Below are 21447 nucleotides of genomic sequence, written 5' to 3' on the forward strand. Positions count from 1 at the left end.
TCCACGTTGTGGAGCCTTTTTATCAGACCAGATTACAAGGTTGAATTATTACAGGGACTTAGTGAAAGTACGGGTAATAACGTCTTGTTGCTGTTCTTTAGTCAGTGAGTTGAAACGCACTGCGTAGCCAGAAACACGAATGGTCAGCTGAGGATAGTTTTCAGGATGTTCCATCGCATCTAACAGCATTTCACGGTTCATGACGTTCACGTTCAGGTGTTGACCACCTTCGATGGACGCTTCGTGGTGGAAGTAACCATCCATCAGACCCGCAAGGTTGGCTTTACGCACATCATCGTCTTTACCCAGCGCATTTGGCACGATAGAGAAGGTATAAGAAATACCATCTTTCGCGTAAGCAAACGGCAGTTTAGCAACGGAGGTCAGAGAGGCAACCGCACCTTTCTGGTCACGACCGTGCATTGGGTTAGCACCCGGCCCAAACGGAGCACCAGCACGACGACCATCTGGAGTGTTACCTGTTTTCTTACCATAAACCACGTTAGAGGTGATGGTCAGAACAGACTGAGTTGCTACAGCGCCACGGTAGGTACGCAGTTTCTGAATTTTCTTCATGAAACGTTCTACCAGGTCACAAGCGATGTCATCTACGCGAGAATCGTTGTTACCGAACTGTGGATACTCACCTTCAATTTTGAAGTCTACAGCCAGGCCGTCTTCGTCACGGATGGTGCTAACTTTTGCATATTTGATAGCAGACAGGGAGTCAGCAGCAACAGACAATCCTGCGATACCACATGCCATGGTGCGATAAACATCGCGGTCATGCAGAGCCATCAGCGATGCTTCGTAGCTGTATTTGTCATGCATGTAGTGAATGATGTTCAGCGCAGTCACGTACTGTTTAGCCAACCAGTCCATGAAGTGATCCATGCGATCCATGACTTTATCAAAGGTCAGCACTTCATCCATCATTGGTGCTTCTTTAGGACCAACCTGGATTTTCATTTTTTCATCAACGCCGCCGTTGATTGCGTACAACATGGTTTTCGCCAGGTTTGCACGAGCGCCGAAGAACTGCATTTGTTTACCCACAACCATTGGGCTCACACAACAAGCGATAGCATAGTCATCGTTGTTGAAATCAGGACGCATCAGATCATCGTTCTCATACTGTACAGATGAGGTATCGATAGACACTTTCGCTGCGTACTTTTTGAAGTTCATTGGCAGCTTTTCTGACCACAGAATGGTCATATTTGGCTCTGGTGAAGGTCCCATGGTGTACAGGGTATTCAGGAAGCGGAAGCTGTTTTTGGTAACCAGAGTACGACCATCAACACCCATACCTGCCAGGGATTCTGTCGCCCAGATTGGGTCACCGGAGAACAATTCATCATATTCAGGGGTACGCAGGAAACGCACCATACGCAGTTTCATAACCAGGTGGTCAATCAGTTCCTGAGCTTGTTCTTCGTTCAGTTTGCCTGCTTTGATATCACGTTCGATGTACACGTCAAGGAAAGTAGAGACGCGGCCAAAGGACATCGCAGCACCGTTCTGAGATTTAACGGCAGCCAGGTAACCGAAGTAAGTCCACTGAACAGCTTCTTGTGCAGTTGTTGCAGGACCAGAGATATCGCAGCCATATTTAGCAGCCATTTCTTTAATCTGACCCAGAGCACGGTGTTGTTCTGAGATTTCTTCACGCAACTGGATGGTCATTTCCAGGTTTACGCCATTTTCCAGGTCGTCTTGCAGAGACTGGAATTGTGCGTATTTGTCGGCCATCAGGAAGTCGATACCATACAGCGCGACGCGACGGTAGTCACCGATGATACGGCCACGACCATAGGCATCTGGCAGACCGGTCAGCACACCAGATTTGCGGCAGTTCAGGATGTCTTTAGTGTAAACATCGAAAACACCCTGGTTGTGGGTTTTGCGGTAATCAGTGAAGACTTTTTTCAGTGCCGGATCCAGTTCACGACCGTAAACTTTACATGAACCTTCCACCATTTTGATGCCGCCGAAAGGGATCAGGGCACGTTTCAATGGCGCGTCAGTTTGCAGACCAACGATGGTTTCCAATGATTTGTTGATGTAGCCGGCATCGTGAGAGGTGATGGTAGAGGCAACGTCGGTATCGAAATCTACTGGAGCCTTAGTACGGTTCTCCAGTTTGATACCATCCATTACTTTATCCCACAGGGTGGTTGTCGCTTGGGTAGCGCCAGCCAGGAAGGACTCATCACCTTCATACGGTGTGTAGTTCTTCTGAATGAAGTCACGGACGTTTACGCCATTCTGCCATTCACCAGCACTAAAACCCTGCCATGCGTTGGTCAATTTTTCATTGAGCTTGGACATTTTGCACCTACCTTCTAATTTGGATTTCTTTAAAAATCACGTGTAAAACTGTCGTAACAAGACTGCCACATTGTTTCAGTGGTGTTTCTCATCGCGAAGATATATGACCCAGTACGTTAACCCTACCAGCAAACCACCCCCAATGATGTTACCGATGGTCACAGGGATGAGATTGTCTATGATAAAGTTAGGGATATTCAGCTCTGCGAATTGTGCCGGTGTTGCCCCGACAGCCTGCCAGAATTCTGGTGTCGCAAAATTTTTCACTACGATGCCTAAAGGGATCATGAACATGTTAGCAATGCTGTGTTCAAAGCCGCTGGCGACAAACATGCCGACCGGTAAAATCATAGCGAACATTTTATCCATCAGACTGCGGCCGGAGTAACTCATCCATACCGCCAGGCAAACCATCAGGTTTGCGAGGATCCCCAGACATACGGCTTCGATAAATGTGTGATGCATTTTATGATCAGCAGTTTGCAGAACGTTCAGTCCCCACAAACCGTTATCAACCATGTATTCACCGGAGAACCAAATCAGAGCCACAAAGAATAAGCAGCCGACCAGGTTACCAATATAGACATTGACCCAGTTGCACGCCAATTGCCCCCAGGTGATTCGACCGCTGGCTTTCGCAATGACGATAAGTACAGTGGACGTGAACAGGTCCGCACCACATACGACAACCAGCATAAGACCCAGAGAGAAGCAGATGCCCCCAACCAGTTTTGCAAGGCCATAAGGGACGGTACCGGTGCCTGTAGTGGCGGTGATATAAAAAGCAAAAGCAATAGAAATAAAGACGCCAGCAGTAATGGCTAAAAAGAATGTTTTTAACGGCTGTTTGGTGGCTTTATAAACGCCAGCATCTTCAGCAATTTTCGCTGTCGCGGCGGGTAAAATGAGATCGAAGGGGTTGTCAGCTTTCACATTAACTCTCTTATTCAGGGCTATGCACTGCGCAACGAGATACTAGCAAAGCAGTATAACGTAAAAATTGACGTGGATCATATGAGGGGGTTTTTGGTGGTTTTTAATGGACTGCCAAAGGGGTGGTTTTATGGGTAATTAATTGAAAATAAACGAATAAAAAGATTTTAATTTTTGCAAATAAAGTTGAGAAAGCAAGCGTTTATTTTCAGATTTCAGTTAATACAAAGGATTCAGTGTTAATAAATATCGTTATTTTGATTTTATAAATTTCACTTTCAATTAACTTATAAAATAATTGCTATATTTTTCTCGCAAAAATGACAAGCGGGTATTATTTCGCGCGGAATTACACGTCATTTTGATGGTCGAGTCAAACTTTTGCGGACAAATACAGCAGCAGAAGCTTAGGATTTATAGTGAACTGATAGCGAATTTATAAACAAAAAAACCGACAGGAAATCCCGTCGGTTTTAATCGCTTCAAAGTGTCAGTGAATCAGGCTTTCGACCAGTGACGACGTTTGGCGACTTGCAGCTTTTCGTATGCACCAAGCAGCGCCTGATGGGCTGGCAAGGCCTTCAGCTCAGGGTCGACTGCAAACAGACTGTGGAAACGGACTTCTCCACTGATGGCCGCCGAAGCATCCTCAACTGCTTTCTGACCATACATTTTCACGAAAGCGTTGTAGTACTGGGCTGGCTCGCGATCTTCTTCCAGAGACAACTGGAGCAGGGTTTGCAGGCAGCGGTAATAGTTGTTGCGCTCATCGCTGTACACCGAGGAATTGAACTCATGCGCCCATTCAGCCCAGGTCAGCGCCTGATCCAAATCACCACCGGCAAGAGCCAGCATAGATTTCAGCTCACCGACACGCAGCGTGTACCAGCCGTTGTCTTTGCCGCTGGCGATCCCCAGCAGTTCGCGAACGCGGGTAAAGTCATCCAGACCTTCATCGTCGAGTTGAGTGATCATCTCAAGATAGGTTTCTTTTGGCAGATCGCTGCCCGGCAACGCCAGCAGTTGATCACGCAAATGCGCGCCCATGCTGTTATTCGCCAGCAATAAATCTTCGGCAGGATAAATGTCAGACATGCCCGGAACGATAATGCGGCAGGCGTATACATCCAGATGTTCGTAATCGGCGATATACACTTCAGCATCTTCTTTATCAAAGATAGCCATCAGTGTCGCAAATTCTTCTTCAGTGGTACCGCTGAAACTCCAGTCTGCAAACGGATAGTCTGCGTCTTGTTTGAACATATCCCATGAAATCAGACCGCTTGAGTCGATGAAATGGGTTTCAAGGTTAGCGTGTTCAGCCACTTCTTCGTCGTCAAAAGTAGGCGCCGTGAAGACATCCAGGTCTTTCAGACTGCGGCCTTGCAACAGTTCCGTCACGGTACGTTCCAGTGCGACGCCAAAATCAGGGTGTGCACCAAAGGACGCGAAACAGGTCCCGTTCGCCGGGTTGAACAGAACCACGCAAATGACCGGATAATTGCCGCCCAGCGAGGCGTCATAAGAAAGAATAGGGAAACCTTCTTCTTCCAGTTTGGCAATGGCTTCAACCACTCCAGGATAGCGTGCCAGAACCTCAACAGGGATTTCAGGCAGGCTGATGGATTCTGCAATGATGCGGTTTTTGACATAACGCTCGAAGACTTCTGACAGCCCCTGAACCCGCGCTTCATTGGCGGTGTTACCCGCGGACATCCCGTTGGAAACGTACAGGTTGCCGATGATGTTCATCGGAATATAGACGGTTTGCAGATCGGACTGACGGGTAAATGGCAGAGCGCAGATACCACGATCAGGATTGCCTGATTGCAGGTCGATCAGATCACGGGCAACCAGTTCTTTATCGGCATCATAAAATGCGTGCAGGCGCTCATCCAGGATCCCGGCGGGCAGACTGTCGTCTTCCGGAAGCGGGAACCACTTCTCATTCGGATAATGAACGAAATCGCCATTAGCGATTTCTTTGCCCAGATAGAAATCAGCGAAGAAATAGTTAGTCGACAGGCGCTCAAAATATTCACCCAAAGCAGAAGCCAGTGCGGCTTTTTTGCTGGCGCCTTTACCGTTGGTGAAGCACAGCGGGCAGTCGCGATCGCGAATGTGCACTGACCAGACGTGGGGAACCGGATTCAGCCACGAAGCTTCTTCGATATTAAAGCCGAGATCGGTGAGTTTTTGTTGGAAGCGGGAAATGGAGTCTTCCAGCGCCGCGTCTTTACCAGGAATAAAAGTTTGGGTCATTGAGTTCACTTTTGAGCGTGCTAAAAACGTGCAATGATACGGGGTTTTGCACATTAGCTCCATGTATTCGTGTTAAGAATGTAATCGCTGTGTGAAGTCAAAGGCTTGAGTTTGAACACGCTGTTATACCGTGTGAAATTTGACGGTGCTTACACATATTATTCCGAAAAATCAGGGTTAAAAGGAGGAATGAACCTTGTGATCAACATCTCATCGCTGTTTATCAGGTCGTCATCAATAACCGTTGCAGACTGCTTGTCTCGGATGATAAAACCGTTAAATTAGTGACTACTATGTGACTGTCTCAGAGAAGTGGTGAGGGGAAATGACTCAGGTTTATAATTTTAGTGCAGGTCCGGCAATGATCCCGGCTGAAGTATTGCGTCGTGCGGAACAGGAACTTTGTAACTGGCACGGACTGGGTACATCGGTGATGGAAATCAGTCACCGTAGTAAGGAATTTATCCAGGTTGCTGAAGAATCCGAAAAGGATATCCGTGACCTGCTCAATATTCCCTCGAACTATAAAGTGCTGTTCTGCCATGGCGGCGCCCGTGCGCAATTTGCTGCTGTGCCAATGAACCTTTTGGGTGAAAAATCCTCCGCTGATTATATTGATGGTGGCTATTGGGCACACAGCGCAGTTAAAGAAGCCCAAAAATATTGCACGCCAAACGTGATTGATGTCACCACTACGATTGATGGTAAGCGTGGCATTCTGCCGATGAGCGAATGGAAACTGAGTGCAGATTCTGCCTACGTTCATTATTGCCCGAATGAAACTATCGATGGTATCGCTATTGATGAAATGCCTGATTTTGGCGACAAAATCGTGGTAGCAGATTATTCATCCTGCATTCTTTCCCGCCCGATTGACGTCAGCCGTTTTGGGGTGATTTATGCTGGCGCGCAGAAAAATATCGGTCCTGCGGGTCTGACCCTGGTTATCGTTCGTGATGATCTGCTGGGCAAAGCGCGCACTGAATTGCCTTCTATCCTCGATTATACCGTGCTGGCTGAGAACGACTCTATGTTCAATACCCCGCCGACCTTTGCATGGTATCTGTCAGGTATGGTATTCAAGTGGCTGAAAGAGCAGGGCGGTCTGCGCGAAATGGAAAAGCGCAATCGTGCAAAAGCCGAACTTTTGTATGGCGCAATCGATCGCACCGGCTTCTATCGTAACCCTGTGGTGGCGGCTAACCGTTCGTGGATGAACGTTCCTTTCCAGATGGCAGATGCCTCGCTGGATAAACTGTTCCTTGATCAGGCACAGGAAGCCGGTCTGCATGCACTAAAAGGCCACCGCGTGGCTGGCGGTATGCGCGCATCTATTTATAATGCAATGCCGATTGAAGGCGTAAAAGCCCTGACCGACTTTATGGCGGAGTTCGAAAAACGTCACGGTTAAGTGTGCTGGCTTTCAGGCTCGCAGAATGCTTCATTGAGAAGCCTTAAAAATGACCCCGGCTCAATGTCCGGGGTCATTTTATGAAAAGAAGAATTGGAGAAAGAGTGGAATCCCTGACATTACAACCCGTTGCGCTGGTTAACGGCAGCATCAATTTACCTGGCTCAAAAAGTGTTTCTAACCGCGCACTTTTACTGGCTGCTTTTGCACAGGGTACTACCCGCCTGACTAACCTGCTCGACAGCGATGATGTGCGTCATATGTTGACAGCACTCACTCAACTGGGTGTCACGCATCGTTTATCTGCATCCCGCACCGAGTGTGAAATCGATGGTCTGGGCACGGCTTTTTCCAATGCTAAAGGTCTGGAACTGTTTCTTGGGAATGCAGGAACCGCAATGCGTCCGCTGGCGGCAGCATTATGCCTGGGCGAACAGGATGTTGTACTGACCGGAGAGCCGCGCATGAAAGAGCGCCCGATCGGGCATCTGGTTGATGCGCTTCGTCAGGGCGGTGCGCAGATTGATTATCTGGAGCAGGAAAACTATCCGCCTTTGCGCCTGCAGGGTGGATTTAGTGGCGGTGACGTCAGTGTTGATGGCAGTGTTTCCAGCCAGTTTCTGACAGCGTTATTGATGACAGCTCCGCTGGCAGATAACGATACAACCATTCAGATTAAAGGTGATCTGGTTTCCAAACCTTATATCGATATCACGCTGAACCTGATGAAAACCTTTGGTATTGAAGTGGAAAACCACGAGTACCAGAGATTTAGCATCCAAGGACGTCAGCATTATGTGTCTCCGGGGGCATATCTGGTCGAAGGTGATGCCTCTTCAGCGTCCTACTTCCTGGCCGCTGCGGCGATCAAGGGCGGTACGGTTCGTGTGACCGGAATCGGCAAAAACAGCATGCAGGGCGATATTCGTTTTGCAGACGTGCTGGAAAAAATGGGTGCTACTATTCACTGGGCTGATGATTATATCGAATGTACCCGCGGTGAACTGAACGGCATTGACATGGACATGAACCATATTCCTGATGCAGCAATGACCATTGCTACCGCTGCCTTGTTTGCTGAAGGCCCGACAACGTTGCGTAATATTTACAACTGGCGTGTTAAAGAGACCGATCGCCTGACGGCGATGGCGACTGAGCTGCGTAAAGTCGGTGCAACAGTGGAAGAGGGCGAAGATTACATTCGTATTGATCCGCCTCAATCGCTGAAATTTGCCGAAATTGGCACCTATAATGATCACCGCATGGCGATGTGTTTCTCGCTGGTGGCGTTATCCGATACGCCGGTGACCATTCTTGATCCGAAGTGTACCGCAAAAACGTTCCCGGACTATTTTGACCGTCTGGCGGCAATCAGCACACTGGCATAGTTTTTCACTTGGTTGCCCGTGTATGAACGGACATCCCTGATGTCCGTTTTTTTGTTTTCAGGCTCAGAACCGTCCGCTTTTTAGCCAACTGAAAAATGTGGGGTAACAGTTGCAGTGAAGGCAGCGTATAATGCCGCTCCTGAATTAGTCCTGTGAGGCTAATGAAGCGGGCATACCCCACCGAAAGGAGACAAAAATGACGGCTTTAGCCCCGGTAATCACCGTTGATGGGCCAAGTGGTGCAGGTAAAGGTACGTTGTGTAAAGCGTTGGCCGAAGCCTTTAACTGGCATCTGTTGGATTCCGGCGCGATTTACCGCGTTTTGGCGCTGGCGGCTTTGCATCACCAGGTTGATATTGTCTCAGAAGAGGCGCTAGTTCCGCTTGCCGCACATCTCGACGTTCGTTTTGTGGCTCAGGATGGGCAGTTGCACGTTATTTTAGAAGGTGAGGATGTTACCCATGAAATCCGCACCGAAACGGTAGGCAATACTGCGTCTCAGGCGGCGGCATTTCCCCGCGTTCGTGAAGCATTATTGCGCCGGCAGCGCGCATTCCGTGATGCACCGGGCCTGATTGCGGATGGTCGTGACATGGGGACGGTGGTTTTCCCTGATGCACCGGTGAAGATATTTCTGGATGCCAGTTCGGAAGAACGTGCAAACAGAAGAATGCTACAGTTGCAGGAAAAAGGCTTTAGTGTTAACTTTGAACGGCTTTTAGCCGAGATCAAAGAGCGCGATGACCGTGATCGTAACAGGCCCGTCGCGCCTCTAGTGGCTGCTTCCGATGCGTTGTTGCTGGATTCAACCAGCATGTCCATCGACGAAGTCATCGAAAAAGCACTGGCTTATGCCACAGAAATTCTAGGATTGCCGCAAAAACAAACCCGGTAATCGAGCCTCACTCTGGTGCTGAAGAATATTCAGTGCCAGTTTTGGCTATAGTTTTTTTTAACCTCGCCGCAAGGATCTGTAGCGGGGCATTTGAAACAACCCCATCCAGCAGGAAGCCAGATGGACGTTAAACTTAAGAACCTAAAGATTATCAACATGACTGAATCTTTTGCTCAACTCTTTGAAGAATCCTTAAAAACAATCGAAACCCGTCCTGGTTCCATCGTTCGTGGTGTTGTTGTGTCTATCGACAAAGATATCGTACTGGTTGACGCCGGTCTGAAATCTGAGTCTGCAATCCCGGCAGAACAATTCAAAAACGCACAGGGCGAACTGGAAATCCAGGTTGGCGACGAAGTTGATGTTGCGCTGGACGCTGTTGAAGACGGCTTCGGTGAAACTCTGCTGTCCCGTGAAAAAGCTAAACGTCATGAAGCTTGGATCACGCTGGAAAAAGCTTACGAAGAATCTGCAACTGTTACCGGTGTTATCAACGGTAAAGTTAAAGGCGGTTTCACTGTTGAGCTGAACGGTATTCGTGCGTTCCTGCCAGGCTCACTGGTAGACGTTCGTCCTGTTCGCGACACGCTGCATCTCGAAGGCAAAGATCTTGAGTTCAAAGTCATCAAACTGGACCAGAAACGCAACAACGTTGTTGTTTCCCGTCGTGCAGTAATTGAGTCTGAGAACAGCGCAGAGCGCGATCAACTGCTGGAAAACCTGCAGGAAGGCATGGAAGTTAAAGGTATCGTTAAGAACCTCACTGACTACGGTGCATTCGTTGATCTGGGCGGCGTTGACGGCCTGCTGCACATCACTGACATGGCTTGGAAACGTGTTAAACACCCAAGCGAAATCGTTAATGTTGGCGATGAAATCACTGTTAAAGTTCTTAAATTTGACCGTGAGCGTACCCGTGTATCACTGGGTCTGAAACAACTGGGCGAAGATCCTTGGGTCGCTATCGCTAAACGTTACCCAGAAGGTACTAAACTGACTGGTCGCGTTACCAACCTGACTGATTACGGCTGCTTCGTAGAAATCGAAGAAGGCGTTGAAGGTCTGGTTCACGTTTCTGAAATGGATTGGACTAATAAAAACATCCACCCATCTAAAGTTGTTAACGTGGGCGATGTTGTTGAAGTTATGGTTCTGGATATCGACGAAGAACGTCGTCGTATCTCCCTGGGCCTGAAACAATGCAAAAACAACCCATGGCAGCAATTCGCAGAAACCCACAACAAGAACGACCGCGTTGAAGGTAAAATCAAGTCAATCACTGACTTCGGTATCTTCATTGGTCTGGACGGCGGCATCGACGGCCTGGTTCACCTGTCTGACATCTCCTGGAACGTTGCAGGCGAAGAAGCAGTACGTGAATACAAAAAAGGCGACGAAATCGCAGCTGTGGTTCTGCAAGTTGATGCAGAACGTGAACGTATCTCCCTGGGCGTGAAGCAACTGGCTGAAGATCCATTCAATAACTACCTGTCTGTTAACAAGAAAGGTACTATTGTTACTGGTAAAGTTACAGCAGTTGACGCCAAAGGTGCTACAGTTGAATTAGCTGGCGGCGTAGAAGGTTACCTGCGCGCTTCAGAAGCTTCTCGCGACCGTATTGAAGACGCAACTCTGGTTCTGAGCGTTGGTGATGAAGTAGAAGCTAAATTCACCGGTGTTGATCGTAAGAACCGCGTAGTAAGCCTGTCCGTCCGTGCTAAGGACGAAGCAGACGAGAAAGATGCAATCGCTGTTGTTAACAACAAACCAGACGAAAGCAACTTCTCTAGTGCTATGGCTGAAGCGTTCAAAGCGGCAAAAGGCGAGTAATGACGGGGGGCGGCTCAGTCGCCCCGAAACGGTAGTTTAGCTGCAAAGCTTGGAGGTACTATGACCAAGTCTGAACTTATTGAAAGACTTGCTGGCCAGCACTCTCATATCCCGGCGAAAGCTGTTGAGGATGCAGTGAAAGAGATGCTTGAGCATATGGCTGCAACCTTGGCTGATGGTGAACGCATCGAAATCCGTGGGTTTGGCAGTTTTTCTCTTCACTACCGTGCTCCGCGTGTTGGGCGCAACCCTAAAACTGGCGATAAAGTCGAGCTGGACGGCAAGTACGTTCCTCACTTTAAGCCAGGGAAAGAGTTGCGTGATCGCGCGAATATTTACGGCTGAGGCTTTCGCCTGAACGTAAATGTCTGCCTATAGCGAACGTAAAGCGGCACCTCTCGGGGTGCCGTTTTTTTTGCTTTATGACGAATAAGTTCCCCCTCTTTCAGTTGCGATCATAAAATTTTTGCGTAACGTCACGCAGCGTTTTGCTTTCCTGGTTGCTCCTTCTTTGCATGAAAATCATACTCCGGCACGAAAACATGTCTGATGAACGTGAAGGGAGTAAAACATCAAAATTTCACTGGACGAGGCTGCTTTAGCGGTTATTGCAGGGATGTTGCCACTGCTTATTTTTTCCCAACTTCCTTCGGCTATTCATCTGGTCACGCTGTGTCTTTGCGCCTCATGCTGCTTCAGATTTCATCACAAAATATTCAGCCTGATAGCGATCGGCCTGCTGAGTTTCAGTTGGGCCTCGTTTCAGGGCGGTATTCAGCTCGATCAGATTTCAGCGCTTCAGGGCACAAAGCGTCATGTTATCGCCGTGGTAGAGAGTATTAATCTCGGGAGCACCAGTACCTCTTCTGTACTCTTCAAAATAGAAAAAGCAGAAGGAAAAATAATTTTCCCGCCGGTCATGTTCCGCACTAAATGGGACAAGACAGAGGGAGAACTGTTAGCGGGCCAGCGCTGGGATATGATCGTCAGTATGCGGCCCGTCCACAGCTTGCTGAATGAAGGCGGATTTGATGCCCAGCGTTGGGCGTTGGCTCAGCATGCACCTCTGACAGCAACTGTCCGTAACAGGCAGCTATTAGATGCCAGAAGTTCGCTTCGTCAGCAATTTATTCAGCGGTTGCAGCAGAAGATGCCACCGATGGAAAATACGCCTGTACTGATTGCACTGGCTTTTGGCGAAAAAGGATTAATACAGGCTGCAGATAAGCTACTGTTACAACAGACTGGCATCGCGCATCTGGTGGCGATATCAGGCCTACATATTGGAATTGCGGCGTTATTTGGATGGTGGCTGGCGCGTGGATTGCAGTATCTGCTGCCGGTAAAACTGATTGACTACCGATTTCCGTTATTCGTGAGCGGCGTTTTTCTGCTGTTCTATACCTGGCTTTCCGGAGGTAATGCACCTGCGCTGCGTGCAGCGTTTGCGGTGTTGATGTGGATCCTGCTGCGTCTGTTCCGTGTCCGCTGTCATCCGTGCCAGATATGGCTTTGGGTGGTGGCTATGCTTCTGCTGGTCGACCCTATGAATTTATTGTCCGACAGCTTCTGGTTGTCATGCTTCGCGGTGGGGGCTCTGGTTTTCTGGTTCCAGTGGGTGCCTCTTCCTGCAATGTTTCAGCAGGCATGGTATTGGGCATTGTTTCGCTGGGGGCATCTGCAGGTGGGAATGACACTTCTTCTGTTGCCCTTACAGGTCTGGATTTTCCACGGCGTAAACGTCTTCTCGTTTCCGGCCAATATGTGGGCAGTTCCGGTTGTTTCATTGATCACAGTCCCGCTGGTATTACTGGCCTTGTTGACGAACGCCGCGCCCTGCGCATTGATGGATAACGCACAAGCTCTGCTTTGGCAACTGGCGGATGCCACATTGAGATTGGCTTTGTGGGGGGTAAAAGCATTACCGGACGGTTGGATCCCATTGGGTGAGTCATTTCTGGCCGTGAGCCTGATGGGATGGCTGGTGCTTCTGTGCTGGCGGATTTGCCCGTTGAGATATTGCCTTTCACTGTTGCTGTCGCTTTTTGCGATCTCTTCTGTCTGGCTGAACAGAAATCCATCGGAGCGCTGGCGGGTTGATATGCTTGATATCGGACATGGCTTGTCTGTTCTTATCAGCAAAAACGGCCGGGGCATTCTTTATGATACCGGCAACCGTTGGGAAGGGGGCTCAGCCGCTGAACAAAATATTATCCCTTATTTAAATTGGAAGAATATTCAGCTGGAACAGATAATTATCAGTCATAATGACATGGATCACCGGGGCGGTTTGGCCCCGTTACAAAACCGTTATCCTGCAGCCAGCGTACGTGAAAGTGCTTTGTCGGATCAGCATCATCTGAAATGCATAGCAGGCGAGCAATGGCGCTGGCAGGGGCTGGATTTTAACGTTTTGTGGCCGGATAAAATGTCAGAGGATGCAGGGAATAACGACAGCTGCGTTATCCGCATTGATGACGGTTCATTCAGTTTGCTCCTGACCGGAGATATTGAAACTGAAACAGAAAAAGCGTTAGTCAGGAAGTGGCGGAGCGAACTGCAAGCCACTGTACTTCAGGTTCCTCATCATGGCAGCAATACGTCATCGACACCTCCATTTTTGCGGGCAGTTAAGCCGGTTATCGCACTGGCGTCCGCATCCCGTTTTAATAAATGGCATCTGCCGGCACATAAAGTTGTTAGCAGATACAACAAAGCGCACTATGACTGGCATTCAACGTCTGAATCGGGTCAACTCAGCCTCTTCGTTTTTGATGATTATTGGACAATTAAAGGCTTACGTGAGCAATTAATCCCCCGTTGGTATCACCGCCAGTTTGGAGTATCTACAGATAATGAGTAGAATAGACCGCTATTTCTTTCGATGCTGGTTGATATTGCATGATGAACGATAAAGATCTCTCCACATGGCAGACATTTCGTCGCCTTTGGCCGATGATCACACCTTTTAAAGCCGGGCTGATCGCTGCGGCTATTGCGCTGGTCGCAAACGCTGCCAGTGATACTTTCATGCTGTCTTTGCTGAAGCCTCTGTTGGATGACGGTTTTGGTAAAGCTGACCGCTCGATCCTACTCTGGATGCCATTGGTCGTTATCGGTCTGATGGTTGTGCGTGGGGTCAGTGGCTACATTTCGAGTTACTGCATTTCATGGGTTTCGGGCAAAGTGGTGATGCATATGCGTCGTCGTCTGTTTGGTCACATGATGAGAATGCCCGTAGCATTCTTTGACCAGCAATCTACCGGTACCTTACTTTCCCGTATCACCTATGATTCCGAGCAGGTGGCGTCTTCATCATCCAGTGCGCTCGTGACCGTCGTACGTGAAGGTGCGTCAATCATTGGTCTGTTTGTCATGATGTTCTATTACAGCTGGCAGCTTTCTGTAATCCTGTTGGTGATTGCGCCGATTGTTTCTGTTGTTATCCGTGTGGTGTCTAAACGCTTCCGTAATATCAGTAAAACAATGCAAAACACTATGGGACAGGTGACGACCAGCGCGGAACAGATGCTCAAAGGTCATAAAGAAGTGTTGATCTTCGGTGGCCAGAAAGTTGAAACCGCGCGTTTTGATAAAGTGAGTAACCGTATGCGCCAGCAAGGTATGCGTATGGTTTCCGCTTCTTCAATTTCAGACCCGATTATTCAGTTGATCGCCTCTCTGGCATTGGCATTCGTGTTGTATGCGGCAAGCTTCCCGTCCGTGATGGAAACGCTCAGCGCGGGTACTATCACCGTTGTGTTCTCTTCTATGATTGCCCTGATGCGTCCGCTGAAGTCCCTGACTAACGTGAACTCCCAGTTCCAGCGCGGTATGGCCGCTTGTCAGACGCTGTTCTCAATCCTGGATATGGAACAGGAAAAAGACGAAGGGAAACTGGAAGTCAAACGCGTTAACGGAAATGTCGAATTCAAAAACGTGACCTTCACTTATCCGGGACGCGATATTCCTGCTTTGCGTGATATTTCCTTCAACCTGCCGGAGGGTAAAACTGTTGCACTGGTTGGCCGCTCAGGTTCCGGTAAATCGACTATCGCGAATTTGCTGACCCGTTTCTATGACATTCAGGAAGGTAATATCCTGATGGATGGTCATGATCTGCGGGAATATACCCTGTCGTCATTACGTGATCAGGTGGCACTCGTTTCTCAGAACGTCCACCTGTTCAATGATACCATTGCCAATAACATCGCTTACGCCCGTACGGATATGTACTCCCGCGAAGAAATCGAAAAAGCGGCGACGATGGCTTACGCGATGGACTTTATCAGCAAAATGGATCAAGGGCTGGATACGGTCATTGGTGAAAATGGCGTTCTGCTCTCTGGTGGCCAGCGTCAGCGTATCGCAATTGCGCGTGCCTTGCTGCGTGACTCGCCGGTTCTGATCCTTGATGAAGCGACATCTGCCCTTGATACTGAATCTGAGCGTGCTATTCAGGCTGCACTCGACGAACTACAGAAAAACCGCACATCCCTGGTGATCGCACACCGTTTATCCACTATTGAAAAGGCCGATGAGATTCTGGTCATTGAAGATGGTTGCGTGGTGGAACGTGGTTCACATACGAGCCTGCTCGAAGAGCGTGGTGTTTACTCACAGCTGTACCGGATGCAGTTTGGCCAATGATTGAGCGCATCTGGTCAGGGAAATCACCGCTATATCTGTTACTCCTGCCTCTTTCATGGTTGTACGGGTTAGTTTCAACTTTGATCCGTTACAGCTATAAAACGGGGCTGAAAAAAAGCTGGCGGGCTTCGGTGCCTGTCGTGGTGGTCGGAAATCTGACTGCCGGAGGTAATGGTAAAACGCCGGTGGTGATCTGGCTGGTTGAAACACTCCAGCAGCATGGTTTTCGTGTTGGAGTCGTTTCGCGCGGTTATGGTGGCAGGGCTGAGCACTATCCCTTATTGCTGACGGAGGCGACGCCCACCACGCAGGCAGGTGATGAGCCAGTGCTAATATTTCAGAGAACCGGGGCACCGGTTGCGGTGTCTCCGGTTCGCTCTGATGCGGTAAAAGCATTACTTGGTGCAAATGAGTTAGACGTTATCATTACGGATGACGGATTACAGCATTATGCACTTCAGCGTGATATCGAAATTGTTGTGATCGACGGAGTCCGCCGTTTTGGTAATGGTCACTGGTTACCTGCAGGACCTATGCGTGAAAGAGAATCTCGTTTGCGTTCAGTGGATGCGGTTATTACCAATGGCGGCACAGCCCGTCCTGGTGAGTTAGCGATGTTCTTGCAACCTGGCAAAGCGATAAATTTGGTCACAGGTGAACAGTGTGATGCTTCTGCATTGAAAAATGTGGTTGCGATTGCCGGCATCGGGCATCCACCGCGTTTCTTTTCCACGTTGAAACAGCTAGGGATAAATGTACAAAAGGAAGTCGCTTTTTCGGATCATCAGGCTTACACCTCCGGACAACTGTCAGCTGTGAAGGCACCAGGACAGATCCTTCTGATGACTGAAAAGGATGCAGTAAAATGTCGTTCTTTTGCTCAGCCAGACTGGTGGTATTTACCGGTTGACGCCAAAATCGAGGGTGATCAGGCTGAGAAACTGCTCCAAAGAATAGCTGAGCTTATTTTGCAAAAGATGCATTGATACAGCAAAAACAGCCCGTTTTCGTGCGTCTGATAAAAATTTACGTAAATCTAAAGTTTCAATCCCCCTGATTTTAAAGACTAATATTCACCGTTAATGTTTAACGTCAGAATAATTGCGCAACGTGACTTGCTATTGCGCTGCACTTATGAGTAAATGCGTGCAGCCTGTGTTGCAGCGCTATTTATGTATGAGTGTAGAGTAAAGCAGTTCCTCCCAGACGTTATCTCTTTCCCGATGATTCCGCTTCCAAGACGAACCTTCTAAGTCCTCCCCATAAGTAATTGTCTGAACTATTGGCTAGCATTGCCGAATGGCAGGATTTTATATTTTGTAAAAGGTTTTAAATATGTCGAAGAAAAATGGTCAGGTTAAGTGGTTCAATGAAAGCAAAGGTTTTGGTTTTATTGAACAGGCTGATGGCGGTAAGGATGTATTCGTACATTTCTCTGCAATCGCAACCGATGGTTTCAAAACTCTGGCCGAAGGCCAGCGTGTAGAATACACCATTCAGGATAGCCCGCGCGGTCCTGCTGCTGCTAACGTTATTGCACTCTGATAAGAGACAAACGTGATGATATGAAACAACGTTAATCGCTAATCATATCAGCAGAGTAAAACCCGCCGGATGGCGGGTTTTACATACCTGAAAAGGTAAATACGGCGTTTATAAGACGTCGTGAAAGTTGTAAAAGTAGTCGTTAAAACTAATTCGCTCATTAGAGGTTTTTTATAAAAAAATAACTTAGCAATGGGCAAACGCATCCGAACAATAATAAAAAAGTGTGTTCATGGATGCCCAAAAGAAAGGATAGAAATTATGATGTTAAAAATGGGTTTAGTTAAATGGTATAATCAGGCTAAAGGCTACGGTTTTATTTGCCCGCTTGATGGTTCTTCTGAAATTTATGTTCAGCGTACTTCCATCGCCAATACAGGGAATAAATCTCTGAGTGCCGGTCAGAAGGTGGAGTTCACCACTTACCGCAGCGTAACACATGGCCCTTCCGCGGCTGATGTTATTGCTTTCTGAGTCCGGTTTTGTTGTTCACCGTTGAGTTGAATTTTACGCTCCGGTAAAAATATGCTATCGGTATCCACAGTTAAATTGCTGCCACGGATACCGATATGTCTCACCCGGTTATATCTCTTGCTTCAGCCCGCACCCTGCATCTATCTGCGCAAAATCTTCTTAAACCAGTGACCCGAAAGCCTGTTGCTGCGGATGTCGTTCAGGCGATCCGTGATATGGGATTGCTGCAAATTGACACGATAAGCGTGGTTGCGCGCAGTCCTTATCTGGTGTTGTTCAGCCGCTTAGGTAATTACGACCCTCAATGGCTGGAACAAGCCCTCCCGGCAGGAAAAATATTCGAGTATTGGGCACATGAGGCCTGTTTTATTCCCAGTGAAGATTACGGACTCCTGCGCCACCGGATGCTCAATCCTCAGGGGATGGGGTGGAAATTTTCTCAGACCTGGTTTGATGAACATCAGACGGATATTGAGGCACTGCTGGGACACATTGCTGAAAATGGCCCTGTGCGTTCGGCCGATTTCAGTACAGATAAAAAGTCTGCCAGCGGCTGGTGGGACTGGAAGCCTCATAAAAAACACCTGGAAACATTGTTTACTTCCGGGAAACTGATGGTGTCTGAACGGCGTAATTTCCACCGGGTTTACGACCTTGCTGAACGGGTGATGCCTGGCTGGGACGATGCGAGCCAGACTCTTGAACAGTCTGCAGCGGAATATCAGATGCTGCGGCGTTCGGCGCAATATCTTGGCATCTTTAGACCGGAATGGCTGGCGGACTATTATCGCCTCAGGCGGGTGAATACCAAGGCTGTGATTGCACAATTACTGATGGACGAGGAAATTACACCGGTCGAAGTGGCCGGGCTTGAAGATATTTACTATGTCCACCGGAAACAGTTTCCCCTTCTGCAACAAGCCACTGAATCACGGATCGGTTCAACGGTCACCACGCTGCTTTCACCTTTTGATCCCGTGGTATGGGATCGTAAACGCGCCTCAATGTTGTTTAATTTTGAATACCGGATCGAATGCTATACGCCGGAAGCAAAACGCCAGTACGGCTATTTCACGCTACCCATACTGCAGCGGGGTGAACTGATTGGTCGGGTGGATGCAAAAATGCATCGCAAAGAAAAACTACTGGAAGTGAAAAGCCTCCATCTCGAGCCCGATGTGACGATGTCTTCACGACGTGCAAAAGATATACACGGAGCAATCAGCCGGTTTGCACAGTGGCAGGGAGCTGAAAAAGTCAAAACCTTGAAAGTACCTGAAACGTTAACGGTGTTTTGGGAAAGAGACTGGCAGATTTAATGTCACAAAATGAAACGGCTGCATCAGGCAGCCGTTATTTCACGATGATTGCAGGTGGCATCCAGCTTAGTGGCTGAAGTTAGCGAACATTGCGATGATTTTGTTAATGGTTTTCATTTTTAGTGCTCATATTGAAGGTGTTTAGTGTGACGTGCATCACAAAAAAATTGTACTCCCACGAAATCGGCAGCGCAATGCTCCTCAGGAGATATTTTTTATTTACAGAAATGTAACTTCTTTGAAGTCGTATCGGAGGATGAGTGAGGATTAACGCGGGGTGCGGCGTTATGTTATTCTCCTGAACCGCTATGTTGTGTTTCCAATGCTTTTTTACGTTACACCTTGCTGAAAATGCGGTGTATTCGCCTCCGGGAGGAATTTATGGACCACCGTTTGCTTGAAATCGTTGCATGCCCTGTATGTAACGGGAAGCTTTACTTTAATAAAGAGTCGCAGGAATTAGTGTGTAAGGCAGACAGCCTGGCTTATCCCGTGCGTGAAGGGATCCCTGTTTTATTAGAAAACGAGGCCCGCCCGCTTTCTGTTGATGAGACACACCCATGAGTTTTGTTGCTATTATCCCGGCCCGCTTCGGGTCAAGCCGTTTGCCGGGTAAGCCGTTGGCCGATATCAACGGTAAACCTATGGTTGTGCATGTGATGGAACGTGCACGGGAGTCGGGTGCTAAACGTGTAATTGTTGCGACAGACCATCCTGACGTTGTGGCGGCGGTTGAAGCTGCGGGTGGTGAAGTTTGTCTTACCCGACCTGATCATCAGTCAGGCACTGAGCGTCTGGCAGAAGTCATCGATTTATGTCAGTTTTCCGATGATGAAATTATCGTTAATGTTCAGGGCGACGAGCCGCTGATCCCGCCTGTTATCATCCGTCAGGTGGCTGATAATCTGGCAAACAGTGAAGCAGGAATGGCAACACTGGCAGTGCCAATTGAAACAGCGGAAGAAGCGTTTAACCCGAATGCGGTCAAAGTGGTTCGGGATGCCAAAGGTTACGCCATGTATTTTTCCCGCGCTACAATTCCGTGGGAACGTGAACGTTTTGCCGTGTCGAAAGAAACGGTTGGTGATGTCTTCCTTCGTCACATCGGTATTTATGCATACCGTGCTGGTTTCATTCGCCAGTATGTGAAGTGGGAACCGACTAAACTTGAGCACATCGAATTACTCGAACAACTCCGGGTGCTGTGGTACGGTGAAAAAATCCACGTTGATGTAGCGAAGGCCATTCCTTCTGTGGGTGTCGATACCGCTGAGGATCTGGAACGTGTGCGCGTGATTTTGGGGCATAAAAATTCCTGACCACACAGAGTATAAAAAGTCATAAAAGCGGAATGTTCCGGCATTCCGTTTTGTCATCACTGTTCTCTTTTCGTTTTGCGCACTGCCTTCCTGTTTCTGCCCCGACTATCCGGTTTTTGTTTGATCTGAAACGGGGTAATCCTTTCCTGAAACTTTCATCATAAACGTTAATTTATTCGTCACTGCGAACACGTTATGGAACAGCTAAAAGCCGAATTGAGTATTGTGCTGGGCGAGCGTTTATCCCGCCTCGAATGTGTCAGTGAGCAGCCTTATGCCCATCTTTTTTCCCTTTATGATGAGCAGGGTTACGCGATGCCATTGATGGCGAAGAGTTTTACTTGTCAGGGAATTGCCGGGCAGGAGGCTTATAAATTATCAATGCTGGCGCGGGAGGGCGTGGTGAGGGTGCCGACGGTTTATGGCATGGTCACCACGCATCAGAAACCATATCAGGAAATATTGCTGATTGAACGTCTGCGCGGCGTATCGGCGGAAGCGCCAACACGCACCCCTGATCGCTGGCAAATCTTGCAGGAGCAAATTGTCGAGGCGATGCTGGCGTGGCACCGGATTGACAGCCACGGTTGCGTCGGTTCTGTTGACAGCACGCAGGAAAATCGCTGGGAAAACTGGTACCCGCAGCGGGTGGAGGTGTTGTGGGCAACGTTATCGAATTTACAGGCATCCGAACTCACACCTGAAGATCGCACGCTGCTTTTCCGTTCCCGTGCCTGCATTCCTAAGCTATTTGAAGAGTTCGACGATACACCGGTACTGGTACACGGCAATCTCTCGTTGCGCAGCATGCTCAAAGATCCTCGCAGCGATCAACTGCTGGCAATGATTAATCCCGGCACCGTGTTATGGGCGCCGAGGGAGTTTGATCTTTTCAGGTTGTGGGAAAAAGGCATGAGCGAGCAATTGCTGTTCAGTTATCTGCAAAAAGCACCTGTTTCAGAAACATTCCTCGCACGGCGCTGGTTGTATCTGGTGTGGGAATCAGTCGCGCATCTGATTCATACCGGTAAGCTTGATCGCCGGCAATTCGATTATGCACGGCAACAATTGTTGCCGTGGCTTAACTGAG

The 21447-nt window shown here is 48.5% G+C and carries 17 protein-coding genes; 14 read left to right on the forward strand and 3 right to left on the reverse strand.

Features of this window, described 5'->3' with window-relative positions; all coding sequences use genetic code 11:
* Positions 1–48 precede the first annotated feature (48 nt).
* The 3 genes from pflB to ycaO all read right to left on the reverse strand — a co-directional run bounded on the left by pflB (position 49) and on the right by ycaO (position 5526).
* Entirely contained in the window at positions 49–2331 is a 2283-nt protein-coding gene (gene pflB / locus GW591_RS02895; RefSeq protein ID WP_013574828.1) for a formate C-acetyltransferase, read from the reverse strand.
* Positions 2332–2406: 75 nt separating this feature from the next.
* On the reverse strand, positions 2407–3264 hold the full coding sequence (focA, locus tag GW591_RS02900; RefSeq protein WP_013574829.1) for a formate transporter FocA: 858 nt from the start codon (positions 3262–3264) through the stop codon (positions 2407–2409).
* Between the two features lie 498 nt (positions 3265–3762).
* Positions 3763–5526, reverse strand: a complete 1764-nt coding sequence (gene ycaO, locus GW591_RS02905; protein ID WP_112197640.1) for a 30S ribosomal protein S12 methylthiotransferase accessory factor YcaO — start codon at positions 5524–5526, stop codon at positions 3763–3765.
* Between the two features lie 325 nt (positions 5527–5851).
* Between ycaO and serC the strand changes: the two genes are divergently transcribed.
* The 14 genes from serC to GW591_RS02975 all read left to right on the forward strand — a co-directional run bounded on the left by serC (position 5852) and on the right by GW591_RS02975 (position 21446).
* Positions 5852–6937, forward strand: coding sequence for a 3-phosphoserine/phosphohydroxythreonine transaminase (gene serC, locus GW591_RS02910; protein WP_037036024.1), 1086 nt, complete (start codon positions 5852–5854; stop codon positions 6935–6937).
* Between the two features lie 104 nt (positions 6938–7041).
* A complete protein-coding gene (aroA, locus tag GW591_RS02915) occupies positions 7042–8325 on the forward strand; it encodes a 3-phosphoshikimate 1-carboxyvinyltransferase (RefSeq protein WP_037036023.1) in 1284 nt (427 codons plus the stop codon).
* A gap of 196 nt (positions 8326–8521) precedes the next feature.
* Entirely contained in the window at positions 8522–9220 is a 699-nt protein-coding gene (cmk, locus tag GW591_RS02920; protein ID WP_013574833.1) for a (d)CMP kinase, read from the forward strand.
* A gap of 156 nt (positions 9221–9376) precedes the next feature.
* Entirely contained in the window at positions 9377–11050 is a 1674-nt protein-coding gene (gene rpsA, locus GW591_RS02925) for a 30S ribosomal protein S1 (RefSeq protein WP_015689619.1), read from the forward strand.
* A 60-nt stretch (positions 11051–11110) separates the two neighbouring features.
* Positions 11111–11395, forward strand: coding sequence for an integration host factor subunit beta (ihfB, locus tag GW591_RS02930; RefSeq protein WP_013574835.1), 285 nt, complete (start codon positions 11111–11113; stop codon positions 11393–11395).
* Between the two features lie 238 nt (positions 11396–11633).
* The gene (locus GW591_RS02935) at positions 11634–13913 is read left to right on the forward strand and encodes a ComEC family protein (RefSeq protein WP_225444904.1); all 2280 of its coding nucleotides are present in this window, start codon (positions 11634–11636) and stop codon (positions 13911–13913) included.
* Positions 13914–13951: 38 nt separating this feature from the next.
* A complete protein-coding gene (gene msbA, locus GW591_RS02940) occupies positions 13952–15700 on the forward strand; it encodes a lipid A ABC transporter ATP-binding protein/permease MsbA (RefSeq protein WP_013574837.1) in 1749 nt (582 codons plus the stop codon).
* Positions 15697–16686, forward strand: coding sequence for a tetraacyldisaccharide 4'-kinase (lpxK, locus tag GW591_RS02945; protein WP_112151113.1), 990 nt, complete (start codon positions 15697–15699; stop codon positions 16684–16686). Before msbA ends, lpxK begins: the two co-directional genes overlap by 4 nt.
* A 349-nt stretch (positions 16687–17035) precedes the next feature.
* A complete protein-coding gene (gene cspE / locus GW591_RS02950) occupies positions 17036–17245 on the forward strand; it encodes a transcription antiterminator/RNA stability regulator CspE (protein ID WP_013574839.1) in 210 nt (69 codons plus the stop codon).
* Positions 17246–17506: 261 nt separating this feature from the next.
* Positions 17507–17719, forward strand: coding sequence for a cold-shock protein (locus tag GW591_RS02955; protein WP_013574840.1), 213 nt, complete (start codon positions 17507–17509; stop codon positions 17717–17719).
* A gap of 95 nt (positions 17720–17814) precedes the next feature.
* Positions 17815–19038 carry a winged helix-turn-helix domain-containing protein gene (locus GW591_RS02960; protein WP_112197631.1) on the forward strand — a complete coding sequence of 408 codons (1224 nt, stop codon included), beginning with the start codon at positions 17815–17817 and terminating at the stop codon, positions 19036–19038.
* Positions 19039–19419: 381 nt separating this feature from the next.
* Entirely contained in the window at positions 19420–19602 is a 183-nt protein-coding gene (locus GW591_RS02965) for a Trm112 family protein (protein ID WP_013574842.1), read from the forward strand.
* A complete protein-coding gene (gene kdsB, locus GW591_RS02970; protein WP_013574843.1) occupies positions 19599–20357 on the forward strand; it encodes a 3-deoxy-manno-octulosonate cytidylyltransferase in 759 nt (252 codons plus the stop codon). The genes GW591_RS02965 and kdsB overlap by 4 nt, the downstream gene beginning before the upstream one ends.
* A 195-nt stretch (positions 20358–20552) precedes the next feature.
* Positions 20553–21446, forward strand: a complete 894-nt coding sequence (locus GW591_RS02975; RefSeq protein ID WP_037036018.1) for a YcbJ family phosphotransferase — start codon at positions 20553–20555, stop codon at positions 21444–21446.
* The last annotated feature ends 1 nt before the right edge of the window (position 21447 follow it).

This window comes from Rahnella aceris, assembly GCF_011684115.1.
Taxonomy (GTDB): Bacteria; Pseudomonadota; Gammaproteobacteria; order Enterobacterales; family Enterobacteriaceae; genus Rahnella; species Rahnella aceris.